The organism is Aliivibrio sp. SR45-2, assembly GCF_963890165.1.
Classification (GTDB): domain Bacteria; phylum Pseudomonadota; class Gammaproteobacteria; order Enterobacterales; family Vibrionaceae; genus Aliivibrio; species Aliivibrio salmonicida.
The window spans coordinates 1-970 of sequence record NZ_CAWPRC010000078.1 but is presented as its reverse complement, the minus strand read 5'-3'; the positions used below and the strand labels follow the sequence as shown (position 1 = coordinate 970).

The window sequence follows — 970 nt, the reverse complement described above, 5'->3', positions numbered from 1 at the left end:
GATGAAGAGCGCAAAAAAATTCAAGAATTTTCATCTGAATTCAAAAATACAACAAGATTGACTGATAATATTTTAAATGTGATTAATAGTTCTAACGATGAAAAGAAAGCAGATGTTATAGCTTGCTTATTTATTGGATTTGTTTCTTTGAAAATAGATGATGAGAATTTTAGAAGAAGTTTAGACGTGATTAATAATATCTTTGTTGATGATCTTGTGAATTTTTTAGAGGGTGATATGAATATTATAAATTCAACGTATAAACAAGTTGAATTTATTGGCGCTGCGAATTTGATTAACACTCCATTAATTAAATTAAAAATTGAAAAGGTTAAAATGAAAGGTAATTTGGGTGTAATGCCTAGGCCAGATGAAACTAAGTATGGGATATCAATGCTTGGGCACAATATGATTAAGGCATACAAATATGGTAAAAAATCACGCAATAAAAATTAGGTTAACAATCGCATCAACACGATTTTCTACATTCGGCATTCTAGATTGTCTTTGGGTTTACCGAGTTAAGTGGTAAATTTGGACTTAATCTGCATAGTAGCAAACGTGTTATGCAGGCGTTGTGCGTACTGAGTCCGAAATTTTTTGCACGGTTCATCAAAAGGATCGCAGCTTTAGTAGTTTTGGCTTAGTAAGCGTTCCTTTCTTCTTTGTTGCCTTTTAGTTTCCGTATTATCAAGTTCGGCAAATTAGCCCTTATTTCCCTAAGTTCAGGCGTTTCAGAGGCTAATTTACGCTTCAATTGTTCTTTGGTTATGCCTCATTTTAGTTTGCATCAGTGTTTTGCTCGTAGCATTTTCAATCCCAGTTGTGGTTAGGATATTTGGTTTATCAGTTCCAAATCTGCTGAAACCAAGTCGTTCAAATGGCGTAAAAAATGTATCTGTTTTCCATTCACTTTATCTCGCAATTTAAGAACATTTTGTTCGCTTAATTGGCATCGGTAAATTATAAT

General features: G+C 33.0%; 1 protein-coding gene. It reads left to right on the top strand.

All coding sequences use genetic code 11. The annotated features are described in order from the left end of the window. On the top strand, window positions 1–456 hold a 456-nt coding region (locus AACV33_RS03805; protein WP_182700737.1), incomplete at its 5' end, for a hypothetical protein. Between the last annotated feature and the right edge of the window lie 514 nt (window positions 457–970).